This window comes from Paenibacillus sp. PvR133 (genome assembly GCF_017833155.1).
Classification (GTDB): domain Bacteria; phylum Bacillota; class Bacilli; order Paenibacillales; family Paenibacillaceae; genus Paenibacillus; species Paenibacillus polymyxa_B.
Genome location: NZ_JAFIBS010000001.1, coordinates 1,014,520 through 1,034,486 on the forward strand (window position 1 = coordinate 1,014,520; position 19,967 = coordinate 1,034,486).

15 protein-coding genes are annotated in these 19,967 nt (G+C 46.8%); 5 read left to right on the forward strand and 10 right to left on the reverse strand.

The window, feature by feature from the left end:
- Positions 1–21: 21 nt before the first annotated feature.
- On the forward strand, positions 22–1,257 hold the full coding sequence (pepT, locus tag JOE49_RS04500) for a peptidase T (RefSeq protein WP_160788439.1): 1,236 nt from the start codon (positions 22–24) through the stop codon (positions 1,255–1,257).
- 200 nt (positions 1,258–1,457) lie between these two features.
- Positions 1,458–2,294: a methyl-accepting chemotaxis protein gene (locus tag JOE49_RS04505; protein WP_023990905.1), complete on the forward strand. Its 837-nt coding sequence runs from the start codon at positions 1,458–1,460 to the stop codon at positions 2,292–2,294.
- A gap of 187 nt (positions 2,295–2,481) precedes the next feature.
- On the opposite strand, the gene JOE49_RS04510 is transcribed toward JOE49_RS04505, so the two are convergent.
- On the reverse strand, positions 2,482–3,357 hold the full coding sequence (locus JOE49_RS04510) for a DNA-binding protein (RefSeq protein WP_076264544.1): 876 nt from the start codon (positions 3,355–3,357) through the stop codon (positions 2,482–2,484).
- 561 nt (positions 3,358–3,918) lie between these two features.
- Between JOE49_RS04510 and hxlA the strand changes: the two genes are divergently transcribed.
- On the forward strand, positions 3,919–4,554 hold the full coding sequence (gene hxlA, locus JOE49_RS04515) for a 3-hexulose-6-phosphate synthase (RefSeq protein ID WP_013312540.1): 636 nt from the start codon (positions 3,919–3,921) through the stop codon (positions 4,552–4,554).
- A gap of 5 nt (positions 4,555–4,559) precedes the next feature.
- On the forward strand, positions 4,560–5,117 hold the full coding sequence (hxlB, locus tag JOE49_RS04520) for a 6-phospho-3-hexuloisomerase (RefSeq protein WP_023990908.1): 558 nt from the start codon (positions 4,560–4,562) through the stop codon (positions 5,115–5,117).
- Between the two features lie 121 nt (positions 5,118–5,238).
- Here the strand turns inward: hxlB and JOE49_RS04525 are convergent, their stop codons facing one another.
- The 9 genes from JOE49_RS04525 to JOE49_RS04565 all read right to left on the reverse strand — a co-directional run bounded on the left by JOE49_RS04525 (position 5,239) and on the right by JOE49_RS04565 (position 18,502).
- Positions 5,239–6,930 carry a glycoside hydrolase family 43 protein gene (locus JOE49_RS04525; protein WP_209940635.1) on the reverse strand — a complete coding sequence of 564 codons (1,692 nt, stop codon included), beginning with the start codon at positions 6,928–6,930 and terminating at the stop codon, positions 5,239–5,241.
- Between the two features lie 52 nt (positions 6,931–6,982).
- Positions 6,983–9,115, reverse strand: a complete 2,133-nt coding sequence (locus JOE49_RS04530; RefSeq protein WP_209940636.1) for an endo-1,4-beta-xylanase — start codon at positions 9,113–9,115, stop codon at positions 6,983–6,985.
- A gap of 61 nt (positions 9,116–9,176) precedes the next feature.
- Positions 9,177–10,100: a carbohydrate ABC transporter permease gene (locus tag JOE49_RS04535; protein ID WP_028540826.1), complete on the reverse strand. Its 924-nt coding sequence runs from the start codon at positions 10,098–10,100 to the stop codon at positions 9,177–9,179.
- 633 nt (positions 10,101–10,733) lie between these two features.
- On the reverse strand, positions 10,734–11,714 hold the full coding sequence (locus tag JOE49_RS04540) for an ABC transporter permease (protein ID WP_023990911.1): 981 nt from the start codon (positions 11,712–11,714) through the stop codon (positions 10,734–10,736).
- 14 nt (positions 11,715–11,728) lie between these two features.
- Positions 11,729–13,396 carry an ABC transporter substrate-binding protein gene (locus tag JOE49_RS04545; protein ID WP_023990912.1) on the reverse strand — a complete coding sequence of 556 codons (1,668 nt, stop codon included), beginning with the start codon at positions 13,394–13,396 and terminating at the stop codon, positions 11,729–11,731.
- Positions 13,397–13,607: 211 nt separating this feature from the next.
- Positions 13,608–15,371 carry a sensor histidine kinase gene (locus JOE49_RS04550; RefSeq protein WP_023990913.1) on the reverse strand — a complete coding sequence of 588 codons (1,764 nt, stop codon included), beginning with the start codon at positions 15,369–15,371 and terminating at the stop codon, positions 13,608–13,610.
- Positions 15,368–16,999 carry a response regulator transcription factor gene (locus JOE49_RS04555; protein WP_209940637.1) on the reverse strand — a complete coding sequence of 544 codons (1,632 nt, stop codon included), beginning with the start codon at positions 16,997–16,999 and terminating at the stop codon, positions 15,368–15,370. Before JOE49_RS04555 ends, JOE49_RS04550 begins: the two co-directional genes overlap by 4 nt.
- Positions 17,000–17,272: 273 nt before the next feature.
- The gene (locus tag JOE49_RS04560) at positions 17,273–18,046 is read right to left on the reverse strand and encodes a class I SAM-dependent methyltransferase (protein WP_028540834.1); all 774 of its coding nucleotides are present in this window, start codon (positions 18,044–18,046) and stop codon (positions 17,273–17,275) included.
- A gap of 114 nt (positions 18,047–18,160) precedes the next feature.
- Complete coding sequence (locus JOE49_RS04565) at positions 18,161–18,502, reverse strand: cupin domain-containing protein (protein WP_025721355.1); 342 nt, start codon at positions 18,500–18,502, stop codon at positions 18,161–18,163.
- Positions 18,503–18,726: 224 nt separating this feature from the next.
- Here JOE49_RS04565 and JOE49_RS04570 point away from each other — a divergent pair, with 224 nt between their 5' ends.
- The gene (locus JOE49_RS04570; RefSeq protein ID WP_160788443.1) at positions 18,727–19,962 is read left to right on the forward strand and encodes an FprA family A-type flavoprotein; all 1,236 of its coding nucleotides are present in this window, start codon (positions 18,727–18,729) and stop codon (positions 19,960–19,962) included.
- The last annotated feature ends 5 nt before the right edge of the window (positions 19,963–19,967 follow it).

Below are 19,967 nucleotides of genomic sequence, written 5' to 3' on the forward strand. Positions count from 1 at the left end.
GACACCAAGGAGGATACACACATGAAACAGGAACTGATTGACCGCCTAACTACATATGTTCAGGTAGATACCCAATCTGATGAAAGCAGCCACACTTGCCCCACTACACCCGGACAGCTCACATTGGGCAACCTTTTGGTGGGCGAATTGAAAGCCATTGGTATGACAGACGTAACCATTGATGATCATGGTTATGTGATGGCAACCCTTCCTTCCAATACGGATAAAGAGGTTCCCGTCATCGGTTTTCTCGCTCACCTCGATACGGCTACCGAGCTGACTGGCGCAGGGGTAAAGCCGCAATTGACGGAAAACTATGATGGGGGCGATATCACGCTGAATGCTTCGCTTGGTGTGGTTCTTTCTCCACGTGAGTTTCCCGAACTGGCTCAATATAAAGGCCACACCCTGATCACAACAGATGGTACCACCCTGCTCGGTGCAGACAACAAAGCCGGGATCGCAGAAATCATGACAGCTATCCACTACCTGATTGACCATCCAGAAATTCAACATGGCAAAATTCGCGTTGCTTTTACACCAGACGAAGAGATTGGAAGAGGACCGGAACGCTTTGATGTAGCCGCTTTTGGCGCTGAATATGCCTATACGGTAGACGGCGGACCGCTCGGAGAACTGGAGTATGAGAGCTTTAACGCCGCAGCCGCCCATATTACCATTCACGGTGTGAATGTGCATCCCGGTACGGCTAAAAATAAAATGATCCACGCTGCCAAAATCGCTATGGAGCTGCATAGTCGGTTACCTGCAAACGAAGCCCCGGAATATACAGACGGATATGATGGCTTCTATCATCTCTTGGAGTCTACAGGCACGGCAGAACAAGCTAAGCTATACTATATTATCCGTGATTTTGACCGCGAGAGCTTTGAAAAACGGAAAGCTTATTTAACAAATGTAGTCAAAGAGCTGCAGGCCGCTTATGGAGAAAACCGTATTGCGCTGGAGCTGAGAGATCAGTATTACAACATGAAAGAGAAAATAGAGCCAGTCAAGCATATCGTCGATGTCGCTTATGAAGCAATGACAAAGCTGAATATCGAACCTATTATCAAGCCGATTCGTGGCGGTACAGACGGTTCACAGCTATCCTACATGGGACTGCCTACCCCGAATATTTTCACAGGTGGGGAAAATTACCACGGTAAGTTTGAATATGTATCGGTGGACAACATGGTACTTGCTACCAAGGTTATTGTGGAAATCGCACAACTGTTCGAGCAACGCGGCAAGTGAACTACCTATACACAGCACTGACACGTTAAGATTAAATAGAAGGCATATCGTTCCGTAATGGAAACGGTATGCCTTTTTTTCTGAAGCTTTCATTTCCCTTTAAATTTTCAATATCTTTATAACTTTTATCCGTCTTTAGACCGACAACTATATACGAGACTATAAAAAATATATCTAGTAAAGAAAGGTAGGTTATCTATTTGAATACAATAGATGCATTAATTGCAGCCATTCCCTACATACAACAGATTATGCGTGAGAAAGTGACCCTTGCTCTCTTCGACCGCACTCATGTCCTTATGTATACCCAATCGGAGGGTATGGATCTCGGCTTTGAAACAGGCTCGGAGCTGCTCGAGGACTATAAAGATTTTGCCATGCTTAAAAATGGACGTGAGGCCAGCCTGACCCACATTCCTGCTGAAATTCTAGGGTTTCCTCTTGATATGATCAGTATCCCTGTATTTGACGAGAAAGGTGAAGTCATCGCAGCATTTGCGGCCTCCTATAATTTGACTAACAAAAATCAACTGGATCAAATCGTATCCGAGAATCGCTCCATCACCGAGCAGCTCATTGATATGGTACAGCATGTAGCGGCTCATTCCGAGGAGCTTCAGGCAACCAGTGAACAGATTTTGAAAAACACTCAAATCGCCGTACAAAACTCGGGTAAAATCAATCAAGTAGCTGTGTTCATCAAGGAAATTTCCGATCAAACCAACCTGCTTGGATTGAATGCAGCGATCGAAGCCGCGCGTGTGGGAGAAGCAGGGGCAGGCTTTGGTATCGTCGCTCAAGAGGTGCGCAAGCTATCCGTAGAATCCAAAAAGGCGACGGTCGATATTGAAGGAGCCCTTAAGGATGTACAAAACTCCATTCGTCAAATGGAGCAGGAAATTGAACAAATTGTTTCTTCTTCTCAGGAGCAGGCGACTCTGGTAGGCTCCTTCACTGAAGTGATGGAGCGTATGCAAAAGGCGAGTGAAACGATGCAACATCTGGCCAATGACCTGACTTCGTATGCCATAAAATAAATCTTGGGATAAAAAAGGGGAGCACACTGATCGCAAAATGCGTAAAAGTGTGCTCCTTTATGTACAAAAGCCCTATCGGGCTTGATGGTCTAAATCTGAAACTCAAGCAGTATAAGAAAAAACACCATGATTTGAAGGAAACACTGGGTCTAACCCTCCCAAAATATTTCCCACCGGAAGAGCAATACTAAGAAACGCCAAGACCATAGTTACCGAGATTAATGCCTTTTTCATTATGAAGCCCCCTTAATAAAATGGTTTGGTATTGCTCTTGCTGTGATGGTGTTGCCAAATCTCGATAAGTTTCAAACAGAGCAACCAATGTCCTGAAATCGGCATCCGCTTCTACACTGGCAGAGAATTGCAGAGAATCAAGGACATAATTTAAGGCAGCGGAGTACTGCTTCTTCTTGAAATGGTAAATGGCCAATTGGTTGACCAGTTTTAAATAATATACGCGGTTTGCTCTATCTTCATAACCTTCAAATATCTTAATATCATCAGCAAAATCGTTCAGCAGGTCGTCTATATTCCAATTATTCAAGTTAGCCGCTTCGGCAATACCAACCAATCCTGGAAGTAGCTCCTCTTCATTGTCGTGAAGAAATTGAACGTACTCAGGCAAAAGTTCCCTTCTCCCCGAAAGTAATTCAATCGTAAATAAATTGGCCTTGGCGAGGAAACGGAATCTCTCTACTTCTTCGTGACCGCTCTGATCCAGCCCCATAAACCAGCCCATTTCGCTATACTTCATAATATAGTTTCTGGCTTCCTCATACTTTCCCATATTCTGATAGTAAATAGACTTCGCCAGATAACTGTAAGCATAATAAAACACTAGCGGGTGTTTGGTGTCCAATGTCTCATACTTGCCGTCTGCAGCATTTCTCAGTTGGGTGTGATACAGGCTTTCAGCCAACGTATGCAGATAATCTGCTACTTTGTTCGCTTCATCCCAATCATTATGTGTGTAGCTGATTCTAAACAACTCACAAGCTTTATCGAGTTCGTGGCTGTCCGACAACAAATAAATGGCTTCCCTTTGGTTCAGGACCTCTTCCACTAAAACCCGCCTCCCTATCCTGAAAATTGCGATTACCCCTTAGCACAGCGGCTACTCTTCAGGGTAGTTATGCTCTTAGCCTCCATTTTTTGCATACCAGTATATTACAAATATAGTCAAAACCTAACTTGAAGTCAATTTAATCATCGCTACCTTCTTTTTTTTGCAACCTTACATTGCTGTGTATGGTTATGGATTTTGCAAAATTCGATTCCAGTCGCTCCGAAGTGCAAGATATAGACGAACTAAACCATTTCGATCTATATCTTGTTCATTGGAAGTCGCTTATGGGATTTTTGCAAAATCCTTGGTTACGAATAATCGACTCCCCTTATAGAAATAATGCTAAAGAAGACAAAATGCAGGCTCTCTCATGAATGGTTTTTATGATGCTATAGTATCGTCGGGGTAACTACGTTACGAATTAGTGCGTACTTTTCAATCGGATATCGGGGCCTTACAATCAAACCTGTGCATGAAACCAAAGTATAGAGTAATACTCAACAGAGCATGTACCTGTTCATCAAAATATAAATTCACTTAAGGAGTGAAGTTAATAACATGGAACTTCAATTGGCTTTAGACTTAGTAGATATCCCGCAAGGTATTGCATTGGTAAAAGAAGTAGAGTCGTATATTGATATCGTAGAAATCGGTACGCCGATTGTCATCAATGAAGGACTTCATGCAGTAAAAGCAATGAAAGAAGCATTCCCGAATCTGAAAGTGCTGGCTGACCTGAAGGTTATGGATGCAGGGGGCTATGAAGTGCTAAAAGCTTCCGAGGCTGGTGCAGATATTGTTACGATTTTGGCTGTAGCTGAAGATGCAACAATTAAAGGTGCAGTAGAAGAAGCGAAAAAACAAGGCGGCAAAAAAATCCTGGTGGACATGATCGGTGTTAAAAACCTGGAGCAACGTGCGAAAGAAATCGACGCTCTGGGCGTTGACTACATTTGTGTGCATACAGGCTACGATCTGCAAGCTGAAGGACAGAGCCCGTTCGAAGCACTGCAAACCGTCAAAAAAGTCGTGAAAAACTCCAAAACTGCCGTGGCTGGCGGTATTAAACTGAGCACCTTGGCTGAGGTCGTGAAGGCTCAACCGGATCTGGTTATCGTCGGCGGTGGTATCACTGGCGAGGACGACAAAAAGGCTGTAGCTTCCCAAATGCAACAGCTCATCAAACAAGGTTAATCCCAATGGAAACCTCTCAATATTTATCCGAGGTACTCAAGGAGCTGCAATTGGTTCCACAATTGATCAGTGATACAGAATCGGAGCAGCTGATCCACTCCATCGCCGCTGCGAATAAGGTATTCGTGGCAGGTGCGGGCCGCTCAGGGTTCATGATTCGCTCGCTGGCGATGCGGCTGATGCATATGGGGATTCAAGCTTACGTGGTCGGGGAAACCGTAACTCCTGGTTTGGGCGAGGGCGACCTACTCATTATTGGTTCAGGCTCTGGTGAAACCAAAAGCCTGACCTCCATGGCAGAAAAAGCAAAGAAACTTGGGGCCTCTCTGGCGCTTCTAACCACTTCCCCGGGTTCCACCATTGGCAAACTGGCCGATATCATCGTCAAGCTGCCTGGTGCGGCCAAGGACCCGTCCAACAAGGACTACCAAACGATTCAGCCTATGGGCTCATTGTTTGAGCAAACCCTGCTGTTATACGGTGACGCATTGGTACTCAGAACGATGGAGCTGCGCAAGCTGACCTCCAAATCTATGTTTGGCCAACACGCCAATTTGGAATAAAAATGTAATTCCTTTACGATAACAAAGCAGGCTGTCCTTTACATGTCACATGTGAAGGACAGCCTGCTTTTATGCTTGTATAAGGCGACTTTCCTATCTACACCGTTTGGACGTTTATTCTTCAGGTTTGGCTTATATGGCTTATATAGTCCAAGCCATCGTAGGAGAAATATTGAAAGTATGCGGGAGTCGCGGCGACAGATACCGGTTCATCTACAGCGACGGTCGATACAGCATACATGCCAATCAGCGCTCCCGTGAAACCGCCATTGCTTTCAGATGAGACTACAAAAGCCGGAACCGTAGCGAGCGGTACCCAGTTGCTTGGACGCACAGCATAAGATAAGGCGAAATGATACGCATCGGATAGGATGCGAAGCTCCATACCTTCACCGCTTGGTATATCAGGAGCCGCCAGCGGTACAGAGACCCATTCGGTTCGTTTTCCCTGATCTGCGACCGAGACCACTACAGTAAGCATGTTGCCTTCTCCATCCCGACGAATACCCAGCGTAAAGTGACCGCGCTCATTAAGCCGTACCGCAAGGCCGGCTTCCTCGCCCTCATGCTGTGGTTGAAAATAAAGCCGGCTACGGACGGCGATCTGATGATGCCGCAGCCGGGTGCCGAGGAATACGCTCGGCGCTTCGTCCAGCAGCGTGTGGCGATTGCCGATGAGCGTTAGCCATCCGGGGCGCGCTTCCAGGCTGATGCAGGCTTCACACAGCCTGCGCGGAGCAGCCCAACGGAAGTCCAGCCGCTGACCACCAAAGTCATCGCGCCAGCTATGACGCTTTGCAGGCGCGAGCGGCGCAGAAGCAGGCGGGAGAGCCTGCTCCGCCAGACTGAATGGCTGACGGTCTACAGACATGTGCAATTGCACCGTGCCTGCGTTGTTGTCAGCCGTAGGCCATCCGTCCGTTGTCCAGCGGACGGGGGCCAGAAAGGTTTCGCGTCCGAGCACGCTATACGAAGGTGGTACCTCAGCCTGAGGCTCGACAGCCTCCAAGCGGTCAGCCACAGGCTCGATGTCCACCACCGGACGGACACCGAGAAAAAAAGCCCACCAGTCCCCGCGAGTGTCCTCAACCAATTCGGCATGACCTGTGTTCTGAATCGGATGTGCAGGGAGAGCGTTATGCGTGAGCATCGGCTCTGTCATACGCTCGAACGGACCGTAAGGGCGCTCCGCACGATACACGAGTATTCGATGATCACGCCCCGTTCCGCCACATGCGCAGAGCAAATAATAGTGGCTGCCGATGTGATACAGATGCGGCCCTTCGGTCCATACGCCGCCATCCCCGTGAGCAATCGCTATAGGCTCTGTCAATGCCTGACCTGTAGTGATATCAATCTCATACTGGATAATATGCGACTCGGCATCTGCCCCGGATTGTACGGTCACATACACTTTCCCATCGTCATCCAATAGCAGAGACGGATCTATATTCCCGTATCGAATACAGATCGGGTCTGACCAAGGCCCAGCGGGGTTCACAGATGTGATATAAAAATTACCTATCCCCATCACATCTGTCGTAATCAGATAAAAAACACCTTGATGATAGCGCAGTGTGGGCGCATATATGCCTTCCGAGCTTTTCCGAGTGGACAAATCAATCTGACTGCGCCGGTTCAACGCATGCCCGATCTGCCGCCAATCGGTCAGGTTTCGGCTATGAAAAATGGGCAAGCCCGGCATGTATTCAAACGAGCTTGCCGCCATGTAATAATCTTCTCCGACGCGTATCACACTCGGATCAGGATAAAATCCGGGGACAACCGGATTCGTATAGCGTAAGGTAGCCATAGCTCCAGCTCTCCTTTTGAACAGCTCTATTCCTCTGTTTCATTCAAACTATTCATTGGTTATTCCCCGCTGGCAACGGCGGGACTTTGGACGGATCAGCAAGTGCCCAATAGGCATATTTGGCCTTTAACCGTTCGTCGAATAGTAGCGGCTTATCCAGCCGGGCTATCGGAAACGTGCTGAGCCACGTATTTCCATCATCCGTACCCCAAATCGTCACATTGCTGATATGATTCTGCTGCCTTGAAAACATATCGAACAGCGCCCGATAGCGGTGAGCCTGCCGGATCAGCATAGATTCTGGAATCGTTTCATAGCGATCTGTGTCATTGGAATAAAGACCCATATCCAGCTCGGTAATCTGATTATCCAGACCAAGCGAAGCAAACTTTTCTATGGACTGCTCAATCTCGCTAATAGCGGGAAACTCCAGGCGGATATGCGATTGGTGGCCTACCCCGTCAATCGGTACGCCTTTAGCGAGCAGATCACGTACCAAATTGTACAGAAAATCCCGTTTCTTCGGCTCATGTGTGTTGTAATCGTTAATGAATAGTCGTGCGTTCGGGCCCGCCGCTTCCCTCGTAACACGGAATGCTTTTTCAATATAATCAGTACCAGTAATCTGATACCACTTGCTGCGGCGCATGCCATCCGGCTGATCAGGATCAATGACCTCATTCACCACATCCCAATCGGTGATGACATTTTTATATCGGGCTGCAACAGCGCGAATATGCGTCTCCAGCCGATCCAGCAAAAGCTTTTTATTCTCAGCAGTCGGCGTCATCGGCTGTCCATTCTTATCCTTGAACATCCAATCCCCAGTTTGGTTATGCCACACCAAAGTATGGAAGCGAATTTCCAGTCCATGCTGTCTAGCAAATTGCACAATTTGGTCTGCTTCCTCCCAATGGAACTGTCCCTCGGACGGTTGTAAGGAGATCGGCTTCATCGCATTCCCTGCAACGACGCTGTTAAAATGCTTCTGTACCAACTCTCCGTAAGCCCCTTCGGTCTGGAAAGCTTCAATCGCCGTGCCAATGCTAAACTGTCCCCCATATAATCCATGCAAAGAAGGAATGTCCTTTTCAATAGCCAGCGGCGGTACAAGTGACAGCTCGAAATCATCCATATAAAAGGAAGACGTTCCTTCTGCCGTTTCCAAATACATAGAAACGGTGTCTGCATCATGCGCAAGCGTATACGTACCAGACAAATGCATCCATCCCCCTGTCGTAGTAGCCGTGTCGCCTACAACAGTTTCATACGCACTATCCCCTTGGTGATCACGCTGTATGCTGAGCCTCACCTTGGCAGGCTGCTCACCCGGCGCCAGCTTCACCCAGGCACTGACCGTATATCGGCTGCCCTTTTGCATCGTAGCAGTCACATCCAGCTTGGGGCCGGCATATGTCTTTTGTCTGCCTGTTGTCAGCAGACTGTATGAGCCGGTTCGTGCATCGGCATTCGAAACCTGCACGGTCTCGGCTCCCATACGGGACACCCATCCTTGAGCCGTACCATCTTCAAACCCGGATACGATACCATTGGCCGGCTCCGTTGGCGTCTTCGATACCTGTGTTATTTCTACCTCATCCACATAGTAGGCCTGCGCGGGATTCGAGCTTTCCACATACAGCTTCAATGCATCCATCCCCCCGGTAAAAGTATATTTCCCCTGAAGTTTGATCCACGATGTATCCGCCGTCTCCGTCTGCGCTACCGTCTTCCATGTCGTAGTCCCACCTGTCGGCTGCTGCTCCACTGTAAGTTTAACCATGCTCGGAACCGCAGAATGACCATCTAGCTTCACATAGCCACTAATTTCATACTCTACATCCGGCTGCAACAGCGACTTCACATCCAGCTCCGCCCCGTTCCAAGCCGCTGTGCGGGCGGTTGCCTTCAGACTATGCGTGCTGCCATATGCTGCTTCCGTAACGGATGCAATTTGAGTATAAGTTCCCCGAGGCTTCCAGCCATCGCTGTTTCCTTGCTCAAATCCATACGTTCCAATGGTCTTATGGATATCACCCGCTGACAGCACCATATCCGCAACGGGCGGGGAATGTTCTATAGACGTAGCTGCCTTCGCTACAGACGCTCCCCACCAACCAACAGGCGATAACAATAGCGCTCCAGCCAGCACCAGACAAAAAGGCTTAACCCAACATGGCCGCAAAGCAATCCCTCCCGCACTCAAATTTTTTTAATTCGTATTGGGCACCATTGGATTTCAGTTACTATCCTTTGACACCTCCCAAGGTCATACCCTTCACAAAGTATTTTTGCAAAAAAGGATAAACTAAAATAATAGGCACTGAAGCGACAATCGTCATCGTGGCCCGAATCGAGGTAGGCGTGACCGACTTCGCCAGATTTTCCGAACCAGCGAATTGGCTCGCATAGTCCTGAGTGTTAACAGACGTGTTGGAATTTTGCAGTATTTTCATCAGCTCATATTGAAGAGTGCTCCATTGCTCATATGACGAATTGTACAAAAACACATCGAACCAGGAATTCCATTGCGCGACCGCTGTAAACAGCGACACCGTCGCCAGTACGGGAACACACAGCGGCAAAACGATGCGCATAAAAGTGGCAAACTCCCCAGCCCCGTCAATACGCGCCGACTCTAAAATCCCTTCCGGCAATCCCTCAATAAAGGAGCGAATGACAATCACATTAAACACCCCGATCAATCCCGGCACGACATACACCCAGAAAGTCCCCAGCATCCCAAGCTCACGAATCAGGAGAAAGTTTGGAATCAATCCACCGCTAAAATACATCGTTAAAATAAAAGCAATCGAAACAAATTTGCGCAGCACATATTCCGGCCGGCTGATCGTATACGCCACCATCGCGCAGCAAAACACAGAGGTCACCGTACCCGCAACCGTACGTAATACAGAAATCAGCGTAGCATGGAAAATCGTCGCTTCCTTGAACACATATTCATAATTACTCCACGTGAATTCACGCGGCCACAAATAGATCCCGCCCCGAATCGAATCATTCGCTTCATTCAACGAAACCGCCAGCGTATTTAAAAACGGATACAGCGTGAACACCATCAGGCAGAGCATAAACACGATATTGCACGCATCAAAAATTCGATCCGAGGGGGCCCGAAATCGCCCGTGTACGGCCTTCCCTTTGCCCATGACTTCCGCTCCTTTCTAAAAAATAGTTTAGGCATTTGGATCGCGCACCCTAATTCAACTAATTGTTATTGGAGCTTGTTGGTGCTGTTACTTGGAACTGTTATTTTGAGTGGTTATATTAGTGGCAATTGGAGTTAACCTTGGTGAAATATTATTGGTACTATAAGAAGTCATGTTTTAGTTCGTTTGATAAGGTTTTGATGAGGTCAGCGAAGCGGCCTGCTAAAAATCCACTGACTTGCACCTGTAGTATGCATGAGCATGCACCTTCTGTTACCACCACCACTAGCACAATCCTAAAAACAAGCGATAGCGAAGCTGAGCCAACCATGATGGCACATTTACCCAAGGAAGCGCGAGTCACGCGCCTTCCTTAAACTCTCCCCTTGCCACTACCCTCAGTTCTCAAAAAAAGTGACTTTACGGCGGGTAGCAGCGGAGCGGGCGGAATTGTTCTGAAGAAGCGGAGCGTTCGGCTAAAAGCTTTCCAGAGGAAAGCTCGCATCGTAAGCATAAGCTAGCCCCGGATTTTAACCTATGATCTTTATTCCAATAAGAAAATACGGGGATAACAGCGATCGGAAGAACAATCCGCACGCGGAGCAGCCTTCTCCCCCCATAACTCCCTTTATTCTAGAACAATCTTTCCTCCCCTAACCGCTTCGCAATATGATTGGCGCTAAACAGTAAGATGAAGCTGACCACCGTTTTGAACATCCCAGCAGCAATGGAAAGCGAGAAATTACCCATCTGGATACCATATTTCAGTACGAAAATATCCAGATTCTCCGAATAATCCACGTTCATGCCATTGCCCAGTAAGTATTGCGGCTCAAAGCCGGATTCCAGCAGATTGCCGATGTTCATAATGAGCAGGATGATAAATACAGGCTTCAATCCGGGTAATGTCACATGCCAAATCCGCTGAAAACGCCCTGCTCCATCCATCTCGGCCGCTTCATACTGCGAGGGATCAATCATCGTCATCGCAGCCAAATAAATGATGGTGTTCCAGCCGACATTTTTCCATACCTCCGATGCACCGAGAATGCCCCAAAAATAGCTTCCCTCGCCCAGCCACAGAATAGGCTCCTTAATCAACCCCAGCCACATCAGCACCTCATTGATGATGCCGCCATCCGCAGACAGCGCCGTACTGATGATGCTAGCCGCGACCACCCACGAAATAAAATGCGGTAGATAGCTGATCGTCTGTACCACCCGCTTAAATACGAGCTGGCGAAGCTCATTCAGCAAAATCGCTAATGTTATAGCGGTGACAAAGCCCAGCACCAGATTAATAAAGCTCATCGCCAGCGTATTGCGCATGACCCGCAGAAAGTGTTCATCCTGAAATAGAAAATGGAAATGTTTTAATCCGACCCATTGCTGATCGAGCAACTTGCGGGCAGGCTTAAAATCCTGAAAGGCAATTGTCCAGCCCCAGATGGGCAAATACTTGAAGATAAACAGCCAGATTAAAAAAGGGACGGACATCCATACCAGTGCCCGTTGCTGATTCAGCTTGTGCATAAATCCCCTAAAGCCGGTTCGCCGCGAGGGCGGCAACTGATCCGGGGAGATCGTGACTGCTGGTGGTGACGAGTGGCCCATAGCTGCTTCCTCCTTTATTTTTTACCGGGATTCTCGATTTTTTTGGCAACCTCCTTCGTGATCAGCTCCTCATACGCCTTTACATCCAGCTTGTTGAATTCAGTAGTGTATTCACTCCATATCGCATCAAACTGCTCCGGTGCAGACAGCACCAAACGCGGGAAATATTTGCGCTGCAGGTCCCCCTTCTTTTGCTGGAAGAGCTGCGCAGGTGAACCTTGAGCAATTGGGATACTCCAGGCCGGATACCATGGGCGCTCGTCTGGTGCGGAAAACATTTGCGAGAAGGACTCTACACCATAGACTTTTAGTAGCTTTTTATCTCCCTCGGTGTAGGACATACGCGCAACCTCCGGCTGCCGTCCGGCACCAACGGAGTTGCCGTCAGGCAGGGTGGAACCGCTACCGTATCGCGGCCAACTGTATTCAAAATATTTGAACCCGAATGATTCGCGGAACGCGTCCTGACCAGTCTGCTTAATTTGCTCCTCAGTCCGGTAAAAGCGTCCTTTTTTATCTACATCATAGGTTTCTCCCTTGATTCCCCAGTTGGATAACACCTGGTTTTCGTCGGTCAGCAGGTTGTCAAAAAATTTGATGATACGTACCGGGTCCTTGGCACTGACCGTAATTCCTATGCCTCGGTTATTAACGAATGACGACGGATCAATGTACTGATCCTTTATATTCTGGTCGTATACAACAGGCAGCCCTATATACTCCATATCATCATTGCCCGATTGCTTGGAAGCCTCCTGCAGATTATTCAGGGCCTGCCCCGCCTGCCAGCGGTAGTCGAAAAAGCCCAGCACCTTACCCGAGGTCAGCTTCGCCAGATATTGATCGTAATTGTCCACAAAGGACGATTTATCAAATAGGCCTTCTACATTGAGTTGATTTAGCTCTTTCAGATACCGCTTTGTGATTTCCATATCTCCATAATCCGTGGCCCGGTGTGTTTTCATATCAATAATCGTGCCGCCATCATTCGGATAGCCTGCCAGATGCATCGGTGCGTTCGTAAGAGCATAAAACCTATCCTGCGTGGTTAACGCCAGGTACCCAGTCAATCCCTCATCTGCATGCTTTTTCGCATAGTTACGAATCAGGGCTAAATACTCGTCAAGTGTTTTGATTTTTGGATATCCCGCTTCTTTTAATACCCTGCGTTGCACCCAAAAGGCTCCTTGCTCTAAGTTAGGCGCAGGTAAATAATCGCCTACCACCGCACTGAGCGGCAGAAAGTAAATGTTCCCATCCTCCGCCTTCATCAAGTTGTAGTACGGTCCATATACACGCTTAATATTCGGTCCATACTTGTCGATCAAATCATTCAGGGGAATAAAAGCCCCGGCATCCAGCAGCTTATCGATCGTGCCATCCGGTACTATCACATCCGGGTAATCGTTACTGGCAATAAATGTACCGATCTTCGTATTGGAATCACCCACCAAATGCTCCAGCTTCCAGTTTACCCCCGTCTGATCCTCCAGGATTTTGCCGATCCGCGTTTCTTTGGTATTAATGTCCCTCCCCGCAGTGGCATTAAAATACGTGAATGTGACCTTCTCCTTGCTATCTCCTGACGCCGGCTCCTTGCCCGAGCTCCCTGAGCAAGCAGCGATCATAGACGCCATCATAACCATTACCAGAGTGATGATTCCGAACCTTTTGCTTGTCATGCCAGACCCTCCCCTTTTGTCCTCTTTTGTCGATTGTGTGTGAATATCGTGCGCACGTACCTCAAGCACTGAGAATCCCGTACGCCCTAAATTGTAAGCACTTTCATTTTATAAAATGCCGTTCATTTCGTTCACCTGTCAATCTAAAGGTGTTACTTAGAAAACTATAGGTAAAGGTCCTTCAAAGCAAAATAGGCGTTGCTGTCTACCCTCACTCCCGATCCGCAGGAATCCTAATTCGAATCTCCGTACCTTCGCCGGGTGCGCTGCGAATGGCAAGCTCAAAGCGGCTCCCGTAGTAAAGCTTAAGACGATAGATGACATTTTGCAGACCTATACGCTCACCCATTTCCTCCTGCCTTTGCATGTAACCATATAAGCGTTGTACCTGTTCCGCAGACATGCCCACCCCATCATCCCGAACCGTTAGAATCAGTTGTCCTTCCTCATGCTCAAAATGAATCTCAATGCGTCCTCCATGCTTTAGCGGCTCAATGCCGTGGATACTTGCATTTTCAACCAGTGTCAGCGCGACCATTTTGGGAAGCAGATTGTCCAAGTCTTCAGAGCGCGCTTGCACTTCGTACTGTATTCGCTCACCAAAGCGATATTGCTGGATTTCCAGAAAACAACGGATCAGCTCCAGCTCCTCCCGTAAAGTAACCCGATCCTTGTTCCACACCAGCGAATTGCGGAAAATCCGTGCCATGTTATGAATAATGCGCGCTGTCTCATCCTCATGCTTCATCAAGCTCCGCATGCGAATCGTCTCCAGCGCATTGAACAGGAAATGCGGGTTGATCTGGCTGTGAAGTGCATTCAACTGAGCATGTCTGCGCTGAATTTCCAGATTTTTTCGCTGAATATCGGCCATATAGACATCGTTAATCAGTCGCTTTATTTTCAGCGTCATCCGATTAAACTCACCTGTTAATTGCCCGATTTCATCTCTCGACTCTGTACCGCGAATCAGCTCAAAATGCTGGTTTTTCACCTTCTTCATGTGCTTTAAAATACGATGAATCCTCACGTTCAACGAACGTGTAATCCAAATAATGATTAATGTAGGCAGCAGCATATTTACACAGGTTAACAAGAGCACAAAATTGCGAGATTCCTGCATTTCATACAGCACTGCATCTCTCGATACCGCAGCCACAATGCTCCAGCCATTCAGATTGCTCGTAAGCACATAATTCGTCTTGAACTCCATCGTGTCCTCGGGCAGCTTGAGAGTGTTATAGGCTACATGTTTGTGGTTTATATCCACTTTGGGGTCCGTTGTATATTCGATTCCCCCTCGTTCGTTCAGCAGAAAGAGACTTCCCTGCAAATTCAGGTTATTGAAAATCTCCCGAATGGACGACATTCGCAGTTCTATTTTCAGTATTTTTTCACGACCATTTTGGGAATAAAAGTAGTTCATCCGCCGAATCAGGCTAAAAGGGTACATCTGTTCACCTGTGCTGTCATCGGTACGTACAAATATAGGCTTGGACTGGCGTCCAGGCGAGATTTTGGTATACCAGGGCAAACTTCTGACTCCCTCATCTATAAAGCTGATTCCCCCGGAATTCAGCAGCGTTGAATTATTGGTGTAGATCGTAATTCCACCTACGGAATGGTATGCAGGACTGTAAGTGTTGTTCAAGATATGACGTAAATAAGAGTCATAAGCGGCGATATAGTCAGCAGGGTGGGGATATGTTTCTTCCAATACCTCATTGAGCTGATGATCAGTATAAAAGATAGACGAGATTTCCATCGCATCTTCAAATTCACGGTAAAATTCAATTTTAATCTGTTCCAGTGCGCGCGAAATATCCTGCATACGCTGTTCCTTCACGTTTTGCGAAGTGACATGGTAAAAAATAAGATTGGTCAGCACTACAGGCGTGAAAACACAGAGAAAATAAAGCAGCAGCATTTTATCCCGCAATCGCACATGATCAAGAGTCGTTCTCAGCATCTTCATTCGCTGGCCCTCTCTGGCTCGTCGCCAATACTCAGGCTATTGCGGTATTCACTAGGCGTGGCGTGCGCCATCTTTTCAAACTGGGTAACAAAATAGTCTGAACTGCCGAAGCCCACGCGCTCAGCAATTTCATAAATCCGCAGATCCGTCTGCCGCAACAAGCGTTTCGCCTCCTGAACACGCAATTTCAGCAGAAATTCGTTAAAGTACACACCATACGTTTTCCTGAACAATTGACCGAGGTATACCGGGTTCATGTAAAAGCGAGCCGCAATACTTTTCAGGCTTATATTCTCGGCGGCATGCTGCTCAATGTAAGCACGAATGTGCTGAATGCCTCCTTGCTGACAATCCTTGCGCAGAACCCCAATATACCTTCCACTTTCCTCTGCAAAAGCTGTAAACAATCGCTGTAGTTCACCCAGGGACAGGTTCATGTCCTGCCAGTTCATCATCGGTTCTAGTGACTGAAGTGAGCGCTCATTTCCCTGCATGTTTTGAATGACCCGAACGATACTAAGTAAGCATTGATGCAGACTCATTTTCATAGCCTCAGGTGCATAACACTCCTCCCGAAAACTACTAAATAAATAATCCACGGCCACACGCAGCTCATCCAACCGCAGTTCCTCAACTTGTTCCGTCAAGCGATCCAGTACGTCCTGAGGGATGGTCTTATAGTGAAGTGGTGGCATTCCCTCCCGTAGATATACAACAATACCGCTATTGTCATAAATGTATTTATGGAGCACTGCTTCCTTCGCACAGGCGTAGGACTGCTGGATATCCTGCAACCGATTCACAGGCTTTCCTGCATAAACGAAAACCCGACTTCCCAGCTGACCTTTTAGTGTCTTCATCCCCTCTATCTCTCGTTGTAGCGCTTTCATAAAAACTTCGACCTTGCCTTCAAAACACCCCAAAAAGAAGTCCGGTACGATAAGACCAATCCGGTTACGATGCTCATGAACATAGAGAGGGTACTTGCCATCCATTAAACGATGAAGCGCTTGCTCTATAAGCTCCCTGAACTGAAAAAGTGATAGCATGACACCATCGGCACCGGAGCGCCAGGGATGTTGGTCATTCAGCTCGACGAGTACATAGTACATATACGTGGCTTCCCCAAGCCGTAGCTGCTGCTCCCACTGTGTCACCACTACATCATCCACTGGGTTCATCATCACAGTCTCTAACAGCCCACCTGCATGGTGATTCTGATATCGTTGTGCATTCTGTTGTTCACGATGCAGTCTTTCACTCAGCTTGCGCAGTGTAGCCGAAAAGTCACCCTCATCAATCGGCTTAAGCATAAAATCATGAACCCCATAGCGGATTGCCTGCTGCGCATAAGCAAAATCACTATAGCCGCTTAAAATAATAAATGCGGGATGTTCTGTACTCTGTTCGAGCACAGACCGAATCAGCTCTAATCCGTCCAGCACAGGCATACGAATATCGGTAATGACCAGGTCCGGGTGAATACGGCTGATTAGCTCCAGCGCATCCTCACCGTTATCAGCTTCTCCTACGATTTCAAAACCACAGGCTTGCCAATCCATGAGTTGAAGCAGCCCTTTGCGAGTAAAGGTTTCATCATCCACCACAATGGCTCGATGCAGCTTCATAACACGCTTCCTCCTTTTGAAGTATGCCTATTTTATTATTTTGGTTAACTATTCCAATGATCTCAGTCACTATGGTAATGTAAAACATCAGAAATTGGAAATTTTCGTTATACCTAATATATGACGAATAGAGGGGTGCAAAGCATGTGCACTCCAGCAGCCAAGCCAAAGCAGCAAATATACAAAAAGGAGACGAATCCCTGAATGTGGGTTCGTCTCCTTTTTTGCTATTGCGTAAAAAGCTTTTATTATTCTCTTATTCGTGAATTCAGGCTATCGCTCAGCGATGATACTGACCGCTTGCAGATGGTCGGCGTACTTTACAAACTGCTTGCGCATACCCATAACCCTTGTCCGGGCAGCATGGTTACGCATAAGGTTAAAGGCGATTTTTCCAAATCTCAACCAGCCCTCGTCCTGAATGATACGTGGCAGATGCAATAAGTGCATGGGAACCGTATAGATTTTAACGACCTTAAAGCCTTCCTCTTTCAGCAGCTGTTCCCACTCTGACACCGTCAACGGTGTCGCATTAACTCTCATGGCTGTAGCCAAATCCTTGTAAATTTGTTTTCTGAGCGCAGGCTCAATATGGTTAGAAGCAAGGCACATCTCATGAATAGCATACTTCCCGCCCGTTTTCAAAAGCCGCCTGGCTTCCGAAATAATCTGCGCTTTCTTGGCTCTTGTGTGCATCGTCAGCATGGCTTCCCCATATACCACCGTCGCAGAGGCATCCGGCAACGGAACCTGTTCAGCATCGGCAATAATAACTTCCCGGTTTGCTCCGCTTGCATACGTTTTTACGATAGAAGCCGCCTTCTCATTCTGTTCAATCGCAATATAACGACGGGGATTAAGCCGCAGTGTGATTTGGGCAGTTATACCCAATCCGGGGGCAAACTCAATAACCTCATCCTGCCCGGTTACGTCAAGTCCCTCTATCATCCAACGTGTTGTTTTTAACCCTCCGGGCCTAAGCACGCGCTTACCGAGACTTGCTAATATCCAGTGCCCTGGCACCTGTTTGTAATCTACTGTCTGCATTGGCTATTAACACCTCTCCTTAAAATTTGATAATGATATTCATTATCAATACGAGTGAAAAAAAATAACTATTTTCTTTTTTTTTATATGAGCATGTTGCTGCTGTGTCCTCTTTTATATGTTCTGCGCATAGCTTTCACTTGGCGTTTGGGTCAACACTACATGCAGACTGGAATTCGCCTCTGCACCACCACGATAGGAAAAGTGCTCATCTCCCGTAACATGAATGATATCCCCTTGGACAACTTCCGTTGCTTCGCCGTTCACAGTTACAGTCCCGCTGCCTTCAAGAACAAGCAAATATACATTCGCTCCTGGGTGATTATGTGTTGGTAGCTCGGCATTAGGAGTAAAGTTGAGAATAAAAATTACATTGTCGGCTTCCTTATGCACAATTCGTTTTGTAAACGCAGCTTCTTTATATTCCTGAAATTGAATGAGGTTTGATTTTTTCATATTAGTTCACGCTCCTGTTTGAAATTAAATTTGCTTAAGATGGATTAATACCTTTATTGTATTGGATTATTTCGCTCGCCTTGTGATTGCAATCACAAAGCTAAATTTAAGTAAAAATACTTTTAAAATATTTAAAAATTTGATTTCAATCATCTTTTTCATCGACACATCCAACTAGAATCAAATTGTGTTAGATAAACAAAACAAGCAGGAGGTTATTCCATATGAAGCCTGGATTCAAGCTGGCAAAGGATATTTATTGGGTAGGAAAAATTGATAATCGTGAGGTTCCCTTTCATCGTCTTCTACTATCAAAGGGTACAACCTATAATGCATATCTATTGAAAACTGGAAAACCAACCATTGTGGATACCGTAGATATGGCGTTCGGTAGAGAATTTGCCGAAGCTGTAACCGAATTGATCGATCCATTGGATATTCAATATATCATCGTCAATCACACGGAACCAGATCACTCGGGCGGATTGGCGGCACTTGCTTCCAAGGCAACGAACGCTACGATTGTCTGCACTGAGATTGCCGTTCCGGAAATTCAACAAATGTACAAGCTTCAGCATCGCAACTTCCTCGTAATCAAGGATGGGGATCAACTGGACATTGGAGGCAAAACGCTGCTATTCAAAGAAACTCCTTATCTGCATACAGAAGAAACCATGATTACGTATTGTATAGAAGATAAAATCTTGTTCCCTTGCGATATTTTCAGTACACACGTGGCTGTAGAGCATCTATTTGCTGATGAGGCTGGTTTTGATATCACCGAGGACTTTATCGGATACTATCAGGCTATTATTCATCCACATCGCAGATATGTGCGCACATTAATCGAAGCTGTTGCCGATCTGGAAATTGAGATGATTGCACCTTCCCACGGCTTCGCGATCCGACATGATATTGCCAAGTTTATTGATTTGTACGCCTCTATGAGTACCGAAACCAAGGAGGATAAAAAAGTAGCGATTGTCTATGCCACCCTCAAAAATAACACTAAAAAAATGGCAAACATCCTGAAGGACTGCTTTTTGGAGAACCAAATCCAGGTGGAGCTATGGGACGTGGATAAAGCGGATGAAACGGAAATATTGAAGAGTATTGCCTCAGCAGATGCTGTTTTCGTCGGTAGCTCTACCAAATATGCCGACATGACGGGCAAATTGGAAGACCTATTGCAACAAATGCAAAAGATGAATCTGGAAGGCAAGCTGGCTGCTGCCTTTGGTTCCTACGGCTGGAGCGGGGAAGCCATTGAAGTTGTACAGGATTACTTGAATGGTACTAATATGAAGGTCCAAAGCACTTCAGATGTAATCAAATCAACGGGTATGACCCATGTGGAATTCCCGGTGCGTATTCGTTTCTCTCCTACAGAAGATGAAAAAGTGAAGAAAATTAAAAATGCCGCTGAATTTGTCTCAGATCTACTGCTTAGTGTTATTTAAAACAC

Coding starts and splice junctions, on each gene's coding strand:
- pepT (WP_160788439.1), top strand. CDS start 22: ATGAAACAGGAACTGATTGACCGCCTAACTACATATGTTCAGGTAGAT.
- hxlA (WP_013312540.1), top strand. CDS start 3,919: ATGGAACTTCAATTGGCTTTAGACTTAGTAGATATCCCGCAAGGTATT.
- hxlB (WP_023990908.1), top strand. CDS start 4,560: ATGGAAACCTCTCAATATTTATCCGAGGTACTCAAGGAGCTGCAATTG.
- JOE49_RS04525 (WP_209940635.1), bottom strand. CDS start 6,930: ATGGCTACCTTACGCTATACGAATCCGGTTGTCCCCGGATTTTATCCT.
- JOE49_RS04535 (WP_028540826.1), bottom strand. CDS start 10,100: ATGGGCAAAGGGAAGGCCGTACACGGGCGATTTCGGGCCCCCTCGGAT.
- JOE49_RS04540 (WP_023990911.1), bottom strand. CDS start 11,714: ATGGGCCACTCGTCACCACCAGCAGTCACGATCTCCCCGGATCAGTTG.
- JOE49_RS04545 (WP_023990912.1), bottom strand. CDS start 13,396: ATGACAAGCAAAAGGTTCGGAATCATCACTCTGGTAATGGTTATGATG.
- JOE49_RS04550 (WP_023990913.1), bottom strand. CDS start 15,371: ATGAAGATGCTGAGAACGACTCTTGATCATGTGCGATTGCGGGATAAA.
- JOE49_RS04555 (WP_209940637.1), bottom strand. CDS start 16,999: ATGAAGCTGCATCGAGCCATTGTGGTGGATGATGAAACCTTTACTCGC.
- JOE49_RS04560 (WP_028540834.1), bottom strand. CDS start 18,046: ATGCAGACAGTAGATTACAAACAGGTGCCAGGGCACTGGATATTAGCA.
- JOE49_RS04565 (WP_025721355.1), bottom strand. CDS start 18,502: ATGAAAAAATCAAACCTCATTCAATTTCAGGAATATAAAGAAGCTGCG.
- JOE49_RS04570 (WP_160788443.1), top strand. CDS start 18,727: ATGAAGCCTGGATTCAAGCTGGCAAAGGATATTTATTGGGTAGGAAAA.